Annotated in this window: 19 protein-coding genes; 5 read left to right on the top strand and 14 right to left on the bottom strand. The window is 69.6% G+C overall.

Annotated elements, in window-relative coordinates; all coding sequences use genetic code 11:
- Positions 1 to 133: 133 nt before the first annotated feature.
- Positions 134 to 766 carry a TetR family transcriptional regulator gene (locus tag AB0H93_RS42590; protein WP_358582258.1) on the bottom strand — a complete coding sequence of 211 codons (633 nt, stop codon included), beginning with the start codon at positions 764 to 766 and terminating at the stop codon, positions 134 to 136.
- Between the two features lie 309 nt (positions 767 to 1,075).
- Positions 1,076 to 2,242 (bottom strand): 3-hydroxy-9,10-secoandrosta-1,3,5(10)-triene-9,17-dione monooxygenase oxygenase subunit, encoded by a 1,167-nt coding sequence (gene hsaA / locus AB0H93_RS42585; RefSeq protein ID WP_358582256.1) that lies wholly within the window; start codon positions 2,240 to 2,242, stop codon positions 1,076 to 1,078.
- A gap of 157 nt (positions 2,243 to 2,399) precedes the next feature.
- On the opposite strand from hsaA, the gene AB0H93_RS42580 reads away from it, so the two are divergent.
- Genes AB0H93_RS42580 through AB0H93_RS42570 form a run of 3 tightly spaced genes read left to right on the top strand, consistent with a single transcriptional unit; the run spans position 2,400 to position 4,606 of the window.
- Positions 2,400 to 3,539 (top strand): Rieske 2Fe-2S domain-containing protein, encoded by a 1,140-nt coding sequence (locus tag AB0H93_RS42580; RefSeq protein WP_358582254.1) that lies wholly within the window; start codon positions 2,400 to 2,402, stop codon positions 3,537 to 3,539.
- Complete coding sequence (locus tag AB0H93_RS42575) at positions 3,539 to 3,811, top strand: ferredoxin (protein ID WP_358582252.1); 273 nt, start codon at positions 3,539 to 3,541, stop codon at positions 3,809 to 3,811. Before AB0H93_RS42580 ends, AB0H93_RS42575 begins: the two co-directional genes overlap by 1 nt.
- Positions 3,812 to 4,606, top strand: a complete 795-nt coding sequence (locus tag AB0H93_RS42570; protein ID WP_358582250.1) for an SDR family NAD(P)-dependent oxidoreductase — start codon at positions 3,812 to 3,814, stop codon at positions 4,604 to 4,606.
- Between the two features lie 287 nt (positions 4,607 to 4,893).
- Here AB0H93_RS42570 and AB0H93_RS42565 read toward each other — a convergent pair whose 3' ends face one another.
- The 9 genes from AB0H93_RS42565 to AB0H93_RS42525 form a co-directional block, all read right to left on the bottom strand.
- The gene (locus AB0H93_RS42565) at positions 4,894 to 5,661 is read right to left on the bottom strand and encodes a glucose 1-dehydrogenase (RefSeq protein ID WP_358582248.1); all 768 of its coding nucleotides are present in this window, start codon (positions 5,659 to 5,661) and stop codon (positions 4,894 to 4,896) included.
- A gap of 79 nt (positions 5,662 to 5,740) precedes the next feature.
- The gene (locus AB0H93_RS42560; protein WP_358582246.1) at positions 5,741 to 6,094 is read right to left on the bottom strand and encodes a cyclophilin-like fold protein; all 354 of its coding nucleotides are present in this window, start codon (positions 6,092 to 6,094) and stop codon (positions 5,741 to 5,743) included.
- 169 nt (positions 6,095 to 6,263) lie between these two features.
- On the bottom strand, positions 6,264 to 6,929 hold the full coding sequence (locus AB0H93_RS42555; protein WP_358582244.1) for an SDR family NAD(P)-dependent oxidoreductase: 666 nt from the start codon (positions 6,927 to 6,929) through the stop codon (positions 6,264 to 6,266).
- A gap of 28 nt (positions 6,930 to 6,957) precedes the next feature.
- Positions 6,958 to 7,476, bottom strand: a complete 519-nt coding sequence (locus tag AB0H93_RS42550; protein WP_358582242.1) for a cyclophilin-like fold protein — start codon at positions 7,474 to 7,476, stop codon at positions 6,958 to 6,960.
- A 109-nt stretch (positions 7,477 to 7,585) separates the two neighbouring features.
- Positions 7,586 to 9,781, bottom strand: coding sequence for a xanthine dehydrogenase family protein molybdopterin-binding subunit (locus tag AB0H93_RS42545; protein ID WP_358582240.1), 2,196 nt, complete (start codon positions 9,779 to 9,781; stop codon positions 7,586 to 7,588).
- The gene (locus tag AB0H93_RS42540; RefSeq protein ID WP_358582237.1) at positions 9,778 to 10,758 is read right to left on the bottom strand and encodes a xanthine dehydrogenase family protein subunit M; all 981 of its coding nucleotides are present in this window, start codon (positions 10,756 to 10,758) and stop codon (positions 9,778 to 9,780) included. Before AB0H93_RS42540 ends, AB0H93_RS42545 begins: the two co-directional genes overlap by 4 nt.
- Before the next feature lie 6 nt (positions 10,759 to 10,764).
- Positions 10,765 to 11,397: a (2Fe-2S)-binding protein gene (locus AB0H93_RS42535; protein ID WP_358582235.1), complete on the bottom strand. Its 633-nt coding sequence runs from the start codon at positions 11,395 to 11,397 to the stop codon at positions 10,765 to 10,767.
- 40 nt (positions 11,398 to 11,437) lie between these two features.
- Positions 11,438 to 12,460, bottom strand: coding sequence for a zinc-dependent alcohol dehydrogenase family protein (locus tag AB0H93_RS42530; RefSeq protein ID WP_358582233.1), 1,023 nt, complete (start codon positions 12,458 to 12,460; stop codon positions 11,438 to 11,440).
- A 58-nt stretch (positions 12,461 to 12,518) separates the two neighbouring features.
- On the bottom strand, positions 12,519 to 13,778 hold the full coding sequence (locus tag AB0H93_RS42525; protein ID WP_358582231.1) for an MFS transporter: 1,260 nt from the start codon (positions 13,776 to 13,778) through the stop codon (positions 12,519 to 12,521).
- Positions 13,779 to 13,951: 173 nt separating this feature from the next.
- Here AB0H93_RS42525 and AB0H93_RS42520 point away from each other — a divergent pair, with 173 nt between their 5' ends.
- Entirely contained in the window at positions 13,952 to 14,884 is a 933-nt protein-coding gene (locus tag AB0H93_RS42520) for a helix-turn-helix transcriptional regulator (RefSeq protein WP_358582229.1), read from the top strand.
- A 378-nt stretch (positions 14,885 to 15,262) separates the two neighbouring features.
- Here the strand turns inward: AB0H93_RS42520 and AB0H93_RS42515 are convergent, their stop codons facing one another.
- Positions 15,263 to 15,439, bottom strand: a complete 177-nt coding sequence (locus tag AB0H93_RS42515) for a DUF397 domain-containing protein (RefSeq protein ID WP_358582227.1) — start codon at positions 15,437 to 15,439, stop codon at positions 15,263 to 15,265.
- Complete coding sequence (locus AB0H93_RS42510) at positions 15,436 to 16,287, bottom strand: helix-turn-helix transcriptional regulator (protein WP_358582225.1); 852 nt, start codon at positions 16,285 to 16,287, stop codon at positions 15,436 to 15,438. The genes AB0H93_RS42515 and AB0H93_RS42510 overlap by 4 nt, the downstream gene beginning before the upstream one ends.
- A 474-nt stretch (positions 16,288 to 16,761) precedes the next feature.
- Here AB0H93_RS42510 and AB0H93_RS42505 point away from each other — a divergent pair, with 474 nt between their 5' ends.
- The gene (locus AB0H93_RS42505; protein ID WP_358582223.1) at positions 16,762 to 16,980 is read left to right on the top strand and encodes a hypothetical protein; all 219 of its coding nucleotides are present in this window, start codon (positions 16,762 to 16,764) and stop codon (positions 16,978 to 16,980) included.
- Positions 16,981 to 17,167: 187 nt separating this feature from the next.
- Here AB0H93_RS42505 and AB0H93_RS42500 read toward each other — a convergent pair whose 3' ends face one another.
- A complete protein-coding gene (locus AB0H93_RS42500; RefSeq protein ID WP_358582220.1) occupies positions 17,168 to 18,640 on the bottom strand; it encodes an FAD-dependent oxidoreductase in 1,473 nt (490 codons plus the stop codon).
- Positions 18,641 to 18,642 lie beyond the last annotated feature (2 nt).

The raw sequence follows: 18,642 nt of genomic DNA, 5'->3' as shown, positions 1-18,642 counted from the left end.
AATACGGGGCCCGCGGGCTCGTTTGTGCTTGGGGCGGATCGGGCCCCCACCGCAACCCCCGACCCCTGCGCGATGGAAATCGCGGACCAAGGCGGAACCCCGGCATCCCGGGGATCGGGCCGGTGGGAGCGGTTCAGTCGTCCAGGGGGGTCTGGTCCGGTGCGTTCGAGCGGGCCGCCAGGAGGAGGCCGCAGGCGAGCCGGATCTCCACCTCGACGTCCGCCATCGAGATCCGGCCGTTGAGCGCCGAGCTCAGCATTCCGTACCAGCACTCGATCACGAGGCTCACGAGGCGGACGTCGCGGGCCGTCGGACTCTCGAGGCCGAGCATCCGGAACACCGCCTCGTTCATCATCTTGTCGATGCGGATCGCTTCGTTCACCGTCGCCGCGTTGGCCTGGACGTTGGACTGCATCATCGCGCTGGCCAGCAACGGCTTGCTCAGCAGCTGCCGGGTGGACCGCAGCAGCAGTTCGCACACCGCGTCCACCGGGTCCTGATCCGAGCGCGGCGGCCGCGCCAGCTTGTCCAGCTGCTCCACCTGCTCCGCCATGACGGCGGTGAACAGGTGCGTCTTCGAGGGGAAGTAGCGGTAGAGCGTGGCGATCGCGACGCCTGCTTCCTTGGCCACGTCGTGCATCTGCACGCGGTCGAGCCCTCGCTCGGCCGCGAGGCCTGCGGCGGCGCGCAGGATCCGGCGCTGGCGCGCCTTCTGCTCCTGCGAGCTCGGCTCCGCGGCCGGCCGGGCCTCGGCGATTCTCGGCACGTGTCCCCCCTCTGTTGATCCGCATCGACATCTGATTGTGCGGGTTCGCCTCGTGGCCGTCCCCGCCAACGTACCGCTCACCGGGACGAGCGGGCCCCGTGCCACGGCTTCCGCCTTGCCCGGGCCTGCCGACGATCGGATCGGCGCGGAGGACGCGACTACCCGCGCAGCCTGGTCGCCGAGGCCACCGCCGGACGGCAGGAAGCGTTCGTGGCTGGTCTCCCTGCCGGAGCCATCGAGTTCGAGCGGCGACCGTTCCCGGACTACGTCCTCGCGTTCGTCCTGAGCGAGCGGCTCGGAGGCAGGCGATCAGACCAACGTGTCCTCGACGGGGAGGCTGAACGCGCCCATGCCGTACAGCGCCAGGGCGCGCTGCGGGTCGTTGGCGACGTGCGTGCTGCCCGCGTGCGCGTCGCGCCAGGCCCGTTCGATGGGGTTCCCCCGGCGCAGCGAGTTCCCGCCCGCGCTCTGGAACAGCAGGTCGATCGCCGCCAACGCGCGCTCGGTGGCGCGCACCTGGTCCCGGCGGGCGCGCAGCCGCAGCTCCATCGGGATCTCCGCGTCCCGGACCGCGTGGTCGTACAGGTCGGCCATGTTGCGGTCCAGCTGCAGCACCGCCGCGTCGATCTCGGACGCCGCCCGCGCCACGGCCACCTGCGCGCCCTGGTCCTCCACGAACCGGCCGCCGCCGAGGCTCAGCCGCACCCGGTCGCGCATGGCCGACACGTAGGTCTCGTAGCAGCCCGACACGACTCCCACGACGGGTGCGGCGACGGCGGTCGTGAACACCGCGCCGAACGGCAGCGCGAACAGCGGGCCCGGGTTCACCGCCCGGCCGGGGGCGCGCAGCTGCGACACGTCGTAGTTGCGGACGATTCGGTGCGCGGGCACGAACGCCTTGTCCACGACGATGTCGTTGCTGCCGGTACCCCGCAGCCCCACGGGATCCCACACGTCCAGCACCTGGAAGTCCTCGCGCGGCACCAGGACGCTGAGGAAGTCGACCGGCCGTCCCTCGTCGCCGACGACCAGCCCGCCGAGCAGCGCCCAGCTCGCGTGGTCGCATCCGGACGCGAAGCCCCACCGGCCGCTGAGCAGGTAACCGCCGTCGACCGCGGTCAGGCGGCCGATGGGCGCGTACGACGAGCAGATCAGCGCGTCCGGACCGCGCGCCCAGACCTCGTCCTGGGCCTCGCCGGGAAACAGCCCGACGTGCCAGGGATGCACGCCGAGGATCGAGAGCACCCAGCCGCTGGAACCGCACACTGTGGACACTTCCCGGACCACCTCGTAGAAGCGCACGGGATCGCTTTCCAGGCCGCCGTAGCGCTTCGGCTGCAGCATCCGGAACGCGCCGGCCGACACCAGGTCGGCCACCGTCTCCGCCGGCAGCCGCCGGTCCTCCTCCGCGGCCCGGGTCCGCTCCGCGATCGCCGGCAGGACGTCGCGGACCCGCTCCAGCACCTCGTCGGTCATGCTCGTCCTCCCGTTGCGGCGTCGGGTTTCCCATCGTGCGGCCTGCCATCGGCAGCGGTCTCCGGAAGGTACCGGTGAGTGGGATCACCGACGGTTCCGGCGGCCGTCCCCGCCTACCTTCGCGGTGACCTACTGCTCACGGGAAGGGATGACGAGCATGACCGCTGTGGAGGAGGTCCGGCAGATCGAGGTGGACGACGCTCCCACCCGGTTCGCTCGCGGCTGGCACTGCCTCGGGCTCGCCAAGGACTTCAAGGACGGCAAGCCGCACACGGTGCAGGCGTTCGGCCAGAAGCTGGTGGTCTGGGCCGATTCCCACGGCGAGCTGAACGTGCTCGACGCGTACTGCCGGCACATGGGCGGCGACCTGTCGCAGGGCTCGGTCAAGGGCGACGAGATCGCCTGCCCGTTCCACGACTGGCGGTGGGGCGGCGACGGCAAGTGCAAGAGCATCCCCTACGCGCGCCGGGTTCCGCTGCGCGCGCGGACGGCGGCGTGGCCGACCCTGGAGCAGGACGACCTGTTCTTCGTGTGGAACGACCCCGAGGGCAATGCGCCGCCCGCCGATGTGACCATCCCGCGCATCGACGGCGCCACCAGCGACGAGTGGACCGACTGGCAGTGGTACTCGGTCACCATCGAGAACGCGCACTGCCGCGAGATCGTGGACAACGTGGTGGACATGGCGCACTTCTTCTACGTCCACTACTCGTTCCCGACGTACTTCAAGAACATCTTCGAGGGCCACACCGCGACCCAGATCCAGAACGGCGTCGGGCGGGAGGACGCCCGCCCGCAGGAGTCCGGCAGCGGCGCGCCCCGCATGCTCGGCAACACGTCGGTGGCCGCCTACCACGGCCCGTCGTTCATGATCGACGACCTGACCTACCACTACAGCGACGGCGACGTCGAGTCGGTGCTGATCAACTGCCACTACCCGGTCACCGCGAACTCCTTCGTGCTGCAGTACGGGATCATCGTCAAGCGCTCCGATCGGATGCGCGGCGAGGACGCGGACGAGATGGCCCGCAAGATGGGCGACTTCATCAAGATCGGCTTCGAGCAGGACGTGCAGATCTGGAAGAACAAGACCCGCATCGACAACCCGCTGCTGTGCGAAGAGGACGGCCCGGTCTACCAGCTGCGCCGGTGGTACGAGCAGTTCTACGTCGACGCGGCGGACGTGACGCCCGAGATGGTGGAGCGGTTCGAGTTCGAGATCGACACCACGAGGCCCAACGAGGCCTGGCGCCGCGAGGTCGAGGAGAACCTGGCCCGCAAGGCGCAGGCGATCTGATGGCGGTGCGCACAGACGGCCGGCTCGTCGATTCGCCCATGCAGGCCGTGCAGTGCGGCGCCTGCGGCGGCCGCGTCGAGGTCCGCAAGAGCAGCTGGGACCAGACCAGCATCCAGTGGCACGAAGACGCCGTCCGGGCCTGCGCGGAGCGCCGCGACGCGCAGCCGGGCTCCGGGCCGAACGGCCGGTTCTTCAGCGGCTGCAAGGCATTGCGGGATTCCGTGCGCGCAGCGGCGGCCCGCGGCGAGATCGCGATCCAGGCGGAGGACTGAGTGCTCGACACCACGAAGTACGGACCATGGGCGGTCATCGCCGGCGGATCCGAAGGTGTGGGCGCATCTTTCGCCCACCTGCTCGCCGACGCCGGGATCAACCTGGTGCTGATCGCGCGGAAACCGGGGCCGCTGAACGCCACCGCCGATGCGGTGCGCGCCAAGGGTGTGCAGGTGCACGCGCTTGAGCTCGACCTGCTCGACCCGGGCGCGTTGCGGTCCGTCAGGGAGGTCACCGACGACCTCGACGTCGGCCTGCTGATCTTCAATGCGGGCGCCAACACCTACGGCCACGAGTTCGTCACGGGCGACCTCGACCGCGTGCGCGGCGTGATCGACCTGAACATCACCGCGCAGCTCGCGCTCACCCACCACTTCGGAGCGTTGCTGAAGGATCGGGGCCGCGGCGGGGTGGTCCTGGTCGGCTCGATGGCGGGCTACCTGGGCCAGGCCCAGATCAGCGTCTACTCGGCGGTGAAGGCGTTCTCCCGGGTGTTCGCCGAGGGCCTGTGGCTTGAACTGCGGGAACACGGCGTGGACGTCCTGGAACTGGTGCTCGGCGTGACCCGGACACCGGCGATGGAACGCGCCGGACTCAACTTCGACATCCCGGGCCTGAACGTCGCAGAACCCGACGACGTGGCCCGGGAAGGCCTCGAACGGCTGCCACACGGGCCGGTGTGGGTGGCGGGCGGCAACGCCGAGGCGGCGGAGAAGCGCAGCGGCCCCGACCGGGCGGAACTCGCACTGGGCGCCCACGAAGCGTCGAAACGCCTGCTGCCGCCCGAGAAGTGATTCGGCGGTGCCGGGCGGTCGTGGCCAGGCGGCGGCTTCGATGGTGGCGGTGAAGTCGTGCTGCTCGGCCCCGGCCTCGATCCCGGAGTCGATGCGGCCGAGTTTGACCAGTCCGGTGGCGTAGCCGGAGTCGCGGTAGAACACAGCGCTGCCGGACTGGCGACGCCGATAACGCCCTGGTCTTGGCTCCCATCCTGCGCACCTGCAGGGACGCCCACCGCCCCTTGCCCACCTACAGCGACCTGGCCCGCTCGTGGATAGCCGGCATGAGCAGGTCGCCGTAGTGTTCACTGGGCGACGTAGCCGCCGTCGACGGGCAGGGCGACGCCGACCACGAAGCTCGCTCCTGGGCTGCTGAGCCAGAGGACGGCTTGTGCCATCTCTTCCGCGCGGCCGAGGCGGCCGATCGGCTCGGCCGCCTCGGCCGCGGCGCGGTCGAGTTCGCCCGCCTCGATCATGCTGGCGACCATGGGAGTGTCGATGGTTCCCGGGCAGACGGCGTTGATGCGGATGCCGCGCGACGCGTATTCGAGGGCGGCGCTGCTGGTGAGACCGATGACCCCGTGCTTCGAAGCGTGGTAGGAGGCACGGCCCGGGATGCCGACCAGGCCCCCCAGGGAGGAGCAGTTGACGATGGCTCCGCTGCCCTGGGTGCGCATCTGGCGCAGTTCGTGCTTCATGCAAGCCCACACGCCGCGAAGGTTGATGGCGGTGACCCGGTCGAAGACATCTGCGCCCTCGTCGGCCGCATCGCACGGCGGGATCTGGATGCCCGCGTTGTTGAAGGCCATGTCCAGTCGGCCGAACGTCTCGACCGTTGTGTCGACCATGGCGGCGACCTGTTCCTCGTCGGTGACGTCACAGGTGACCGCGAGTGCTCGGTGGCCGGCGGAGGCCAGTTCGTCCGCGGCCTCGCCCAAGGCTTTCTCGTTGATGTCGGCGAGGACGACGGCGGCGCCCGCCTGAGCGAATGCCTGGGCAGTCGCGAGTCCCATACCGGAGCTCGCGCCGGTGACCAGGGCGACCTGGCCGGTGAAATCGTAGATCGGGTTCAACGTCTTCTCCTCGTGCTGTGGTGCGTTGCCGCCACTCGCAGGAATCTCGCCTCGCGGCTGACTCGCGTGGCGGGCGTGGTCAGTCGGCGGCTTCGATGGTGACGGTGAAGTCGTCGCGCTGCTCGGCCACGGCCTCGATCCCGGAGTCGATGTGGCCGAGCTTGACCAGTCCAGAGGCGTAGCCGGAGTCGCGGTAGAACACGGCCAGGTTGCCCCACGGCGCGTAATAGGCCAAGTCACCTGCCCGGGCGCCGGTTCCGGCAGGGGCGTCCACTGTCGACAACTCGGCCGGGAGAACGCTGATCTTCTCGGTCCGGTGAAAATCGGTCAGGGTCAGCGTGAGCGGTAGCTTGGCGAAGAAGTCCCGCGCGGTTCGGCTGTCGTCGAGACCGGCTTCGAGCGTAGTTCCGTCGAAGGTCACCTGGATGCGCACGGCATTGTCCTTTTAGGAGGTGAATCGGTCGGTTGCGGCGGCTCGACCGTAGCGATTGCAGAGTTCTTCGGCGAGTTGTCCCGGCATCGCACGTGGTCGCGGTGAGGGCGAGAGCGATGCCGGGGTCATGGGTTCCTTGGCGCGTTCCTGGACGACCCGTGCCGGCGGGTCAGGCGTCGAGGGTGTCGGCGTACCGGCGGAACTCGCCGCGCTCGATGTGCATCGCCCACAGGGCCTCGGCGAGGACGTCGGGGTCGTGGGTGGGATGGCCGGGGCTGATGGCGCCGGGGATGATGAGCTGGCCGACGTGGATGTTGTCCGCGGCGAGGGTGTCGTGGATCATCTGGCCGTACGCGGTTTCCCCGGCGAACGCGATGGACGTGCCCGCGACCTTCGGGTTGGGGCGGGCGGCGCTGCCGCCGTTGACGAACAGCACCGTTCCGCGCCCGAGGAACCGCATTCCCTGCAACACCTGGTGCACGGCGGTGACGGGACCGTAGATGGAGAACTCGACAGCCCCGGTCAGGTCTGCCGGGGTCGTCTCCAGGACAGGGCGGAGGAATTCCTTCTGCGGAAGCGGGCTGTACATGAGGACCTCGACGGGGCCGAGGTCCTGCCCGGCCTGGTCGAGCGCCTTGGACAAGCTGTCCGGATGCCGCACGTTGGCGGTGTACCCCCGGGCTGTGACCCCCTCAGCGGCCAGCTCGGCGGCGACGGCGTCCACGTGTTCCTGGTTGCGGGAGATCAGCGCGACGGCGAATCCTTCCGAACCGAAGCGTCGTGCGATGGCCGCGCCGAGCCCTTTTCCGGCTCCGACGATGGCGATGGCGGTCATGGCCTTCCTTTCCGATCCGACAGGTCGATCACTCGACGATCTGCACGGTGACGTTCCCGCCTTCGAGGCGAGCGAGCTGTTCGGGGGACGCGTGGTAGGTGCCGATGTGGACGGTCTGGTCGGAGTACCCGATGCCGGACGCGTCGTAGTAGAACCCGAGGTTTCCCCACGGGGTAAAGTAGATGAGGTCGCCGTCCTCCGGGTCCGATCCCGGCGCGCCCGCGTGGTTCAGCTCGCGCGGGAGGTAGCTGATCTTCTCGCGGCCGGCGAACTCCTCGAGCCCGATCGTGAGCGGGAGCATCGACAGGAAGTCGCGCGTGGCGGGGCTGTCTTCCCCGATCGTGACATCGACGGAGGTGTCGCCGGAGGTGAACCGCACCACGGTGCCCACGATCCCGTCCTCGCTCCCCGCGGAAGGTGCAGGCGAGGACGCCACCGTTGGTGGAACGACGCTGCTCGGCGCTGCGGGCTGGTCCGTCGGGCTGCACGCCGTCAGGAACGCGATGAGCGCGAAAACCCCGGCGGAGGGGGCGATTCGAGATTTCATGCGAGGCCGTGTGCTCCTTGCCGCTGCTCGTCCGATGCGCACGAATGCACTTGTTTTCCGTTGGTGGGGGGCCTGGAGGTCGGTGGAGTGCCGCCCTCGCCAGGGAGGTTCAGAGCAGCGCCTCGGCGGCGATCGGGAGTTCGCGGATGCGGCGTCCCGTGGCGTGGAAGACCGCGTTGGTGATGGCGGGTGCGACTCCGACGATCACGACCTCTCCCAGCCCCTTCACACCGATGGGGTCGGCTTCCCGGTCTTCGCCGTCGAGGTAGATCGCCCGCAGATCGGGGACGTCCGCGTTGACCGGGACGAGGTAGTCGGCCAGGTTGGCGTTGACGATCCGGCCGTCGCGGTGGTCGGTGACCGTGTGCTCCAACAAGGCTCCACCGATGCCGCCGACCATGCCTCCGAGTGCCTGGCTCTCGGCGAGTTTGGGGTTGACGATCCGGCCGGCGTCGTAGACGCCGAGCATCCGCCGCACCCGCACCAGGCCCAGTCGATGATCGACGGCGACTTCGGCGAACACCGCGCCGTAGGCGCTCATGGAGGACCGGTCCTGCTCCGGTGGCGCGTAGCTGCCGATGATTTCGAGCTGTCGCCGGTTGTTGCGGGTCAACAGCTCCTGGTAGGTCTCCCCCCGCGTGGGGTCGTTCTTCACGTGCAACCGCCCTCGGCGCACGATGACGTCATCGGGGTTGACGCCGTGCAGCGGAGAACGCGGATCGTTGACCGCCAACGCGATGGCCTGCTGGCGCACCTTGTCGCAGCCGTCCTGGACGGCGGATCCAACGCTGGCCATGGTCATCGAGCCGCCGTGCGGCGGGGTCGGTGGCATCAGGGAGTCACCGAGCTCGAACCGCACCTCGCGCATCGTCAAACCGAGCACGTCGGCGGCCACCTGCGGCATGGAGGTGTAGGTCCCGGGGCCCATGTCGCTGGTCGCGGACTGGACCAGCGCGGTGCCGTCGGCGCCCAGCCGCACGTAGGCGCGGGCGGCCATGCGGGCCGTGTGGTAAACGGCCGCGGCCATGCCAGTGCCGATCAGCCAGTCACCGTCGCGGGTGGAGCCCGGCCTCGGGTTGCGGCGGTTCCAGCCGAATTCGCGGGCGCCGACGCGGTAGCACTCGCGCAGTCGCCGGGTCGAGAACGGCAGGTTGGTGGACTCGTCCCGCTCGGGCTCGTTGCGCAGCCGCAGCTCGATCGGATCAACACCGATCTCGTGGGCGAGCTCGTCGATCGCGGACTCGAGGGCGAACGCGGCGGTGGCGGTGCCCGGGCCGCGCATGTACGTCGGCGCGTTCAAGTCCAGCGGCACTGTCGCGTACGCCTGGCTGACGTTGGGCATGCTGTAGAGCATCTGCCCGGGTGACAGCACTGCCTCGGTGAACTTCTCATACGTCGCCGTTTCGCCGCGGATGTCGTGGGTCATCGCGACCAGCCGTCCACGCCGGTCGCTGCCCAGCCGCATCCGGTATTCGTACGCGGGCCGGTAACCGGTCCCGAAGTACATCTGCCTGCGGGTGAGCACGAGCTTGACCGGGCGCCGGGTCTCGCGCGCGGCCAGCGCCGCGATCGTGACGTGGGGCCACGCCCGCAGACCACTGCCGAATCCACCGCCGACGAACGGTGAGATCACCCGCACCGATTCCGCCGGGATGCCGAAGACCGCCGCGAGTTCCTGCTGCGTGCCGCCGACCACCCACTGGGTCTTGTCCCACACGGTCAGCCGATCGCCGTCCCAACGCGCGATGGTGGCGTGCGGCTCCATCGGGTTGTGGTGGTTGCGGGCCAGCCGGTAACCCATCTCCAGCCGGACCTCCGCGGACCGCAGCGCCGCCTCCGCATCGCCCCGCGCATAAGTGGTGGGTGTGCCGGCGGGTGCGGAGTTCAAGTCCGTCGAGGGCCTCGCAGCGTCATAGCGGACGTCGACGAGGCTCGCGGCGTGCCGCGCGGTTTCCAGGGTGGTGGCGACGACGACGGCGACCGGGTGACCGTGGAAGAGGACCTGGTCGTCCTGGAAGACGCGCAACCGCGCGCCGTCGGGGTTGTTCGAGCCCGAGTTGGGTTGGTAGGCCAGCCTGGGTGCATTGAGGTGGCTGATCACCGTCAGCACGCCAGGCTGGGCGCGAGCCGCACGGGTGTCGATGCCGGTGATGCGGCCGCGGCCGATCGTGCCGTCGACGACCGCGGCGAAGACGACGCCCTCGATGTCGTGGTCGGCGGCGTAGGACGCTCGGCCGGTCACCTTCAGGGTTCCGTCCACTCTGGACCGCGGGGTTCCGACGGCGATCTGTGGCTGCTGGGTCACCTGGTTCCTCCGACGATGCGAAGCTGACGTTCGACGGTTCGCTTGAGCAACTCGACCTTGAACTCGTTGTGCGACAACGGGCGGGCACCGTCCGCAGCTCGCCCGGCGGCGTCGGCCCACAACGCCTGCGACGGCCGCTGCCCGATGAGCCGCCGCTCCACGGCGGGCAGTTTCCACGGCACACTGCCCACTCCACCGGCGGCGACCTTCGCCGCGCGGATGACGCCGCCCTGGATGTGCAGTGCTACGGCGGCGGAGGTGAGTGCGAACTCGTAGCTCTGCCGGTCGCGCACCTTCAGGTAGCCCGACCGCAGCGGGCGCGGGTGAGCGGGAACCTCGACCGCAGTGATCAACTCGCCGGGCCGCAAGGACTGTTCGCGGTTGGGCGCGCTGCCCGGTGGCAGCAGGAAGTCCGCGAAGGCCACGCTGCGCTCGCCGTCGGGCCCCAGCAAGTGCACGGTCGCCTCCAGAGCGGCGAAGGCCACGGCGACGTCTGAAGGATGTGTTGCCACACACTGGTCAGAGGTGCCGAGGATCGCGTGCGTGCGGTTGACACCGTCCAACGCAGCGCAACCCGAACCCGGCGCGCGCTTGTTGCAGGCCGCCGTCACATCGCGGAAGTACGTGCACCGGGTGCGCTGCATGATGTTGCCGCCGATGGTCGCCATGTTGCGCAACTGCGCTGACGCGCTGAGCTCCAACGCTTGCGCGATGACCGGATGCGAAGTGCGCACATCCAGGTGTGCGGCAGCCTCGGCCATCGTCACCAGAGCACCGATCCGCAGTCCGCCGCGCTCGGTGGTGGTGATGTCCCGCAGCGGAAGCGCCGCGATGTCGACCAGCTCGCCGGGACGCTCGACGGTTTCGCGCATCAGGTCGACGAGGGTGGTTCCCCCGGCGATGTAGCGCCCGCCGCGCTGCCCGGCGCCGATCGCCTCGCGGGTGTTGGAAATCCTGGTGTAGGAGAAGGGATGCATCCGGCTTCACTCCCCGGGTGCGGTCTGCTCGACCGCGTTGACGATCTTCACGTAGCAACCGCAGCGGCAGATGTTGCCGCTCATCCATTCCCGGATCTCCTCGCGAGAACCGGTGTGTCCTTCCCCGATGCAGCCGAGGCCGGACATGATCTGGCCCGGCGTGCAGTAGCCGCACTGGAACGCGTCCTGATCGATGAACGCCTGCTGCAGCGGATGCAGCTCGCCATCGCCGGAAAGCCCTTCGATCGTGGTGACCTCCGCCCCGTCCAGGCGAACCGCCAACGTCAGGCACGCGTTGACGCGGCGACCGTCCACCAGAACCGTGCAGGCCCCGCACGCACCTGCATCGCAGCCCTTCTTCGTCCCGGGCAGCCCGAGGTGTTCGCGAAGCAGATCCAGCAGGGACGTCCGGTTGTCGACCGTCACGACGTGCCCGACGCCGTTGACCGACAACGACACCCGGCTCGTCGGCCCGCCTGCGGCGGCAGCCGGTGCGCACCCGAGCAATCCGGGTATCGCTGCCGCGGCGCCGCCAGCCACGGCGGAGGCCGCGAGGAAGGTCCGCCGACGCAGCTCCGACGCCTGCTCGGAAGCGGGCACGACGTGCGAGCCGGGAAGCTCAGAAGGTTCGGTGACCATGCATTCCTCTCTCAGCGCTCACCGGGGAAGAGAAGCCGTGTCAGAAGGTGAGGAGGGTCTTGATGGCGCGGCGCTCGTCCATCGCCCGATAGCCTTCCGCCGCCTGCTCCAGCGGGAGGGTGAGGTCGAAGACCTTGCCGGGATCGATCTCCCGGCGCCAGATCAGGTCGATCAGCTCCGGCAAGTACTGGCGCACCGGGGCCGGACCGCCGTGCAGGTGCACGTGGGAGAAGAACAACTCGTCACCGGGCAACGCGACGTCGTGGGCAACGCCGACGTAGCCGACGTGCCCTCCCGGCCGGGCGGAGCGGATGGCCTGCATCATCGACTCCTGGGTGCCGACCGCCTCGACCACGCTGTGCGCGCCCAGCCCGCCGGTCAGCTCCTTGATCCTGGCCACGCCTTCGTCACCGCGTTCTTCGACGATGTCGGTGGCACCGAACTCGCGGGCGAGCTTCTGGCGAGGTTCGTGACGGCTCATCGCGATGATCCGCTCCGCGCCGAGCTGCTTCGCGGCCAGCACCGCGAGCAGCCCCACCGCCCCGTCACCGACGACCGCGACCGTCTTGCCCGGCCCGGCCTCGGCCGCCACCGCGCCGAACCAGCCGGTGCCGAGCACGTCGGAGGCGGTGAGCAGGCTCGGGATCAGATCCGCCGGCGGCAGCTCCGGGGTGGCGACGAGCGTGCCGTCGGCGAGCGGAACGCGCAACAGCTGCGCCTGCGTCCCGATGGAGCCCATGATCACCCGGTGGACGCATGAGCTCTGATAACCGGCCTGGCACACCTCGCAGGTGTTGTCGGAGGCGAAGAACGAGCCGACCACGAACTGCCCCGGCTTGATGTTCTCGACCTCGCCGCCGACCTCTTCGACGATGCCGACGTACTCGTGGCCCATCGGCGTCGGGCCGTCGAGCTGCTCGATGCCCCGGTACGGCCACAGGTCCGAGCCGCACACGCACGCCGCGGACAGGCGGATGATGGCGTCGGTCGGTTGGAGGATCTTCGGGTCCTCCCGGTCTTCCACCCGAACATCACCGGGGGCGTGCAGCACAGCACCAAGCATGGTTTTCTCCTCGTGCAACTATCTTCTGCGGATACGGCCGAACTGGCGGCCCGTGGATTCAGCTCACCGGGGCGGGAACAGGCGTCTCGTCTTCGCGTTGGTGACGGCTTCCGGGCGCATTGGCCTGGGCGCGTCGAGTCGTGGCAGCCGCGAGCAGTCCGATCGGCAGCAGCGCCGCACCGGTCACGACAGCGCCCAGCGCGGCAGGTCCGACCAGACCCCACGAGGTCGACAGGGTGGCCCCGGCCACCGCGGCGCCGACGGCGGTGCCCAGGTTGAACGCCGCGGTCGCCAGCGAGGACGCCAGCGTCGAACCGTTGCCCGCGTGGCGCAGCGTCTGGGCGATCAGCACCGGGTTGGCCCCGAGTCCCGACGCCCCGAGCAGGACGACCAGCGCGACCACGACCGACGACCGGGTCGAGCTGAACACGATCAGCACCAGCAACAACGACGTCAGCGCGAACGCTCCGGCGACGGTCGCGAGCGGACGACGGTCGCCGAGACGACCGCCCACGGCCGTGCCCACCAGCGCGCCGATCCCGAACCCGACCAGCACCAGGGGCACGAACTCGACCGGGATGCCGGCGCCGTCGGTGAGCAGCGGGCTGATGTAGCTGTAGGCGCCGAGGAACCCGGCCTGGGCGAGCCCGATCGCGCCCAGCACGACCCACAACCGCCACGGCCGCAGCGTGGCCAGCTCCCCGCGCACCGTGACCTCCGCGCGCTGGGTGCCGGTGGCGGCCGGCATGAATCGCAGCACCGCCACGATGGCCAGCAGCGCCAGGCCTGCCAGCATCCAGAACGGGCCCCGCCAACCGGTGTACTGCCCGACGAAGGTGCCCAACGGCACACCGGCGACCACGGCTAGGCTCAGCCCGCCCGACATCACCGACAGCGCGCGGGCACTCGCCCCCGGACCGGCGGCCGAGGTGGCCACCACGGCACCGACCGCCCAGAACGTCCCGGTGGCCAGCGCGGTGACCACCCGCGAGACGGTCACCACGGCGAACGAGCCGCTCAACGCCGCCACGACGTGCCCCACCGCGAACACCGCCAGCGACAGCACCAACGTCGCCCGCTGGGGCAGGCGCAGCGTGGCCAACGCCATCACCGGCGGACCGACGATCATCCCGACCGCGAACGCTGACACCAACAGACCCGCTCGTGCGACGTCCACGCCCAGGTCGGCGGCCGCCTCGGGCAGCAGCCCCGCGATCATGAACTCGGTGGTGCCCATCAGGAAGATGCCCGCCGCGATCACGTAGACCAGTCCCGGCGTCCGCGTGCTGCTCGTGGCACCCCGCAGCGATGTGCTCAACGTCTCCGTCCCTCCAAGTGGCTCTGCATCGGGTCCGTCCTGCGGTTCCCGATGTGCAGCACCCAGACAACCCCGCGCGTCGCGGGTGTGGGAGGCGGCGTTCAGGGGGGTGCTGGCAGCACCCCCCTCGCAGAACCTGGCAGCGGTGGGCCGGGCGTCGTAACGTCGGCGGCATGGGCAAGCAGCACCACGCGGAGATCGGCGAGTTCCTGGCGTCGCGACGGGCCCGGATCACCCCCGACCGGGTCGGGCTGCCGGTCTACGACGCCGCCAAGCGCCGCGTGCCCGGACTGCGCCGCCAGGAGGTCGCCACCCTGGCCGGGCTTTCGGTCGACTACTACACGCAGATCGAGCGCGGGAAGGTCAACGGCATCTCCGAAGCCGTGCTCGACGCGATCGCCCGCGCCCTGCAGCTCGACGAGGCCGAACGCTCCCACCTGTTCGACCTGCACCGCAGCGCCACCACCAGCCCGCAGCGGCCCCGGCCCAGGCGCACGAAGACCATCCGGCCGATGGTGCAGCGCCTGGTGGACTCCATGACCGTGCCGGCGTTCGTGCGCAACGCCCGCCACGACTTCGTCTGCGGCAACCAGCTGGCCTATGCCTTCTACTCCCCGCTCTACCCCGACCCGCTGCACCCCGACCCCGGCCAGCCGGTCAACTTCGTCCGGTTCTGCTTCCTCGACCCCCGGGCGCGGGACTTCTACCCCGACTGGGAGTGGATGGCCGACAGCGCGGTCAACCTGCTGCGCACCGACGCCGGCCGCGACCCCTACGACCGGGGCATCTCCGATCTGGTCGGCGAACTGTCCACCCGCAGCGAGGAATTCCGGGTGCGCTGGGCCAAGCACAACGTGCGCCTGCACTACACCGGCACCAAGACCTTCCACCACCCCGTCGTCGGCGACATCACGGTCACCTACGAAACGATGCCGCTGCCCGCCGACCCCGGCCTGGTCCTCACCATCTACAGCCCCGAGCCCGGGACCGCGTCCGCCGACGCCATGACGCTCCTCGCCACCTGGGCCGCCACGCACCTCGGCGAAACCGCTCTCGCGGCCGACGACCAAGCCGAGCGGTCGCCGTCCCAACGCCCGGAGCAGTGACGTCTCGTCGCGATGTCCGCAGTGGACTCGGGCGTCGTTCCAGTCTCCGACCTCGACCCAGGCGTGCGCCCGGAACGGCTCGCCGCGTGCCAGCAGCCACGCGGCGATGACGGCCGTGTGCCCCGCGCCCCTGCGGAGAAACGGCAGTTTCGATGCTCCTGCTGGTCGCTCCAGCCGTGCGCACTTTGTGTCGCTCTGGCAGCACAAAGTACGCACGCCCCGGACCTGCGAAGACGGCCAAAGATCGTGCCGTGGCAGGCGATCTGCGAATCGGGCCCGGATCGCGGGAGCCACGTAGGAATTGCGGCGGACGAGCACCGAACGGTCGTGAGTGCGAAAGCCGGTAAGAGCCGGTTTTCGCACTCACGACCCACCCGCTCACCGCTCGAAACGCCCGGCCTTGACAGCCCGCAGGAACACGGCGACATCGACGTCCAGACGCGGCCCGTCCGGATCCTTCGAGTCCCGGATCAGCCCGAGCGGGCTGGATAACTCCACGCAGTGCGTTTCTTGGCCGCTGTAGCTGCTCTTGCGCCAATGTGTTTGCTTGATCATCCGCTTGCCTCCAACTCTCGGACCACATCGAGGATGAACGCTGATGAATCTTCTGGACTGATCGCGGCGCGGCGAATCGCTGCCGATGCGCGCCGGTAGGTCACCACGTCGTCGTCTTCGTAGAGGAACACCGACGACCGGTGGTTCTCGATCGCGATGATCGCCGGCGACTCCTCGAAGCCGTAGATCACGAACGGCCCCATCAAGCCGGGATGCCATCCGCCACCGGTGGGCACGACTTGGATCGTCGTCCCGTTCTTCCCGTTGAGCGTCGCCAACCGGCGAAGCTGCTCGATGAGGACGGCCTTTCCCCCGATGCACTGACGAAGTGCGGGCTCGCCGATCAACACCGCGTGATCAGCTGATCGATCGTCGCGTTGAGCCAGTTGGTCCTGGCGGTCGAGCCGGAGTTTCACGCGCGTCTCGACCACGTGCGGCGCCAAGGCGTCGTCATCGCCGATGATCGCCTTCGCATATTCGTAGGTTTGAAGGAGTCCGGACACGACTAGCGGACACCAGTCGACGATCTCGATGGCCGTTCGTTCGCATTCGACGATGCCTGCGAGCTGCTCGGAGACGCCTCCGGCGAGCCAGTTCGACTCACGTGCATTGCGGGCCAGGTCGAGGATCTGCCGTCGCCGTTTGCCGGTCACACCGAGCACGGCAAGAAACGCGGACACATCATCGGTGGTCGGCACTCTCTTGCCGGTCTGCCATTGCGAGATGGTGCTGTGGGACTTGTCGAGCAGGCGTCCGGCCTGCCTCGCCGTCAGATCGGAGTCGTCGAGCGCACTCCGCAATGCGGCGGCTAGCGCTCGAGTTCGCGGTGTACCAGCGGTGTCGCCCACGTTCCACAGCTTACGGCGTTCTTGAGCCATTTCGGATACCACCCAAAAGGTTGAGGGCAACGGGCTTGCGGTCTCAGCCCGTGACCAGGAATTAATTGACCTGAGTGGTTCGTGACCGGTTGCGAAGCGATCACGTCCCAATGTAACCGAAGAGCGTCGTGGAGGTGGTTTCGTTGATGCTGGAGGTTTGGCCTCGGTGGTTGCCTTCGCCTGGATTGCGGGCGTTGGACACGCATCTCGTGCTTCGGCCCGGCGGAGCCGGCGAGTGCGGGGCCGAGGTGATGTGGGCCGCCGTCGGGCATCCGACCACGACCCGGCCGCGCTGCGCACTTTGCGTGCGGCTCGCTAAAGCGCGCAAGCACACTTCGAATCCAGCCCGATCCGGCGCCACAGCACGGCACTTGCGGAAGCAGCAGTGCATCAAGCGAGAACGGTGATCTGACCACATCGGACGGTGACAGGCCGGGAGGCGTCATGTTCTGGTTGCAGCTGGGCACGCTCATCGCGTTCAACGTCGTCATCTTCGGGATGCTGTTCATCCCGGTGTCGAATCCGCAGCACGGCGATGCCGACGACGACGCCTACGGCGTTTGGCAGCTCATCCACGACATCGAGGCCGAACGCGAAGCCGAGTACACCGGCCGCCACCGCCTCCGCGCTCCACCCGAAGGCGACTCGTCCAGAGCCGCCTGACCCCTGCCCGGATCGGCGCGCCCTCCCCGACCCCAGCGCGCCGATCCTCCCGGTAGCCGGGCTTGCCCCCCGACCCCGCCCGGCTACCGGGCCCCACAGCCTCGTGAGTGCGAAACCGGGCCCTAACTCGGTTTCGCACTCACGAGGACTGGAGCCGCTACCAGGCGTCGCCGTCGCGCCAGTCGCGTTAGCCCGCTGCCGCGGCGCGACCTGCGCGGCGACCGAAGAACGTTCCGTCGCCCAGTGATGTGCCGCTCACGTAGCCTTCGCCGTGGATTCCGGAACTCGCCCGCCCCGCCGCGAAAAGCCCCGCGATCGGTTTGCCGGAGACGTCGAGCACCGCACCGTCCACTGTGGTGTGCAGGCCGCCGAGCGTGAACCCGGCGACGCCCGTGCCCGGCGGCGCCGCGTCGCCGCCTCCCGGGTTGAACCCGAGCGCCGGGTTCACCGCCGCGAACGGCGGTTTGAGCTCGCGCAACCACGCCGGGTTCTTGTGGAAGTGGGGGTCGTCGCCCTCGACGGCGTGCCGGTTGTACGTCGCCACGGTCGTTTCGAGCGCACCTGCCGGCATGCCGAGCTCTTCTTCCAGCTCTGCAAGGGTTTCGGCGACGTGCTGCGGTCGCACGCCCCAGAGGTCGCGCTCGGGAATGGCGTCGTAGCCCGCCTCGTCGATGATCACCCACCACGGCGCCGGGTTGTGCAGCGCGGCGTGGCTGAACATGCCCGGGTACACGTCCTCGTTGATGAACCGCTGGCCACGCGCGTTGACGAGCATGCCGCGGCAGACCATCGCCGGCAGCGCGGTCAGCGCCGCCTCCACCTGCGCCATCCGCCGGGTGGCCGCGCCGAGGGCGGCGGCCATCCGGATCCCGCTGCCGTCGTCGAGGCCGTCGCTGACCTTGCCGTGCCCGAGCAGCACCGGCGCGTGGTCGGCGAGCATCTCCTCGTCGTCCACGAAGCCGCCGGTGGTGAGCACCACGCCGCGGCGGGCGCGGTAGTGGACGGTCTTGCCGTAGTTGGTCGCCGCCACCCCGGCGACCCGCCCGGACTCGTCGACGACGAGCGCGGTGGCGAGCGTGTCGGCGTGCGTCCGCGCCCCGGCCTCGTGCGCGGCCGACCCGAGGCGCTCCATGATCAGCCAACCGCCGAAGTTCTCCGCGGCGGGCCGGTGGCCGCGCGGGACCGGCCGCGCGATGGTGTTGTAGGGCCAGGCGTTCTCCCCCAGCCACATCAGCCCGTCGCGGGTCGGCGGCATCCAGCTCGGGGCGTCGTACATCGACTCCTCGAAGGCCAGGCCGCGGGCGCAGAACCACTCGAAGTGCTCGACGCTTTCGTCGCAGTACAGCCGCAGCTTCTCCGCGTCGGCGTGCGGGCCGAGGGCCGCTTCGAGGTAGGCGAACATCTCGTCCGGCGTGTCGTCGAAACCGCACGCCCGCTGGACGCGCGTTCCGCCGCCGAGGTACAGCTCACCGCCGGACAGCGCCGAGGACCCGCCAGGGCCCCCGGCGCGTTCCAGGACGACGACATCGGCTCCGGCGGAGGACGCCTCGAAAGCGGCCGCCGCGCCGGCGCACCCGAAGCCGACGACGAGGACGTCGGCTTCGTGGTCGAACGCTTCTACCTGCGACAGCGGCACCGGGTGCACCGGCCGGGAGCTCATCG

This window comes from Saccharopolyspora sp. NPDC050642, assembly GCF_040654735.1.
GTDB classification, from domain to species: Bacteria; Actinomycetota; Actinomycetes; order Mycobacteriales; family Pseudonocardiaceae; genus Saccharopolyspora; species Saccharopolyspora elongata.
This window is presented reverse-complemented; position numbering and strand designations above follow the sequence as displayed.